1 protein-coding gene is annotated in these 315 nt (G+C 69.2%); it reads right to left on the minus strand.

The window, feature by feature from the left end; translation table 11 throughout:
- Positions 1–315: AMP-binding protein (locus ACLEQD_RS45350; RefSeq protein WP_410392067.1), on the minus strand; the 315-nt coding region annotated here is incomplete at both ends.

The raw sequence follows: 315 nt of genomic DNA on the forward strand, positions 1-315 counted from the left end.
GAGCGAGGACGAGCTTCGCGCCATGCAGCAGCGCGCCCCAGATTTCGAGCGTGGAGGCGTCGAAGGCAACGGGAGCGGCCTGGAGCCAGACTTCGTCCGGCCCGAAGCGCATGAAGGTGCTGCCGAGCACCAGGCGGGTGATGCCCCGGTGAGGCACGCAGACGCCTTTGGGACGGCCCGTGGAGCCCGAGGTGAACATGACGTAGGCCAGGGCCTCGCCGTCCACGCGGACATCCAGAGAATGCGTCGGAAACGAGGCGATGACGTCCCGCTGCGCATCCAGCCAGACGCGGGTGCCAGCGGAGGGCAGCAGGG

This window comes from Corallococcus sp. 4LFB (genome assembly GCF_046520365.1).
GTDB classification, from domain to species: domain Bacteria; phylum Myxococcota; class Myxococcia; order Myxococcales; family Myxococcaceae; genus Corallococcus; species Corallococcus caeni.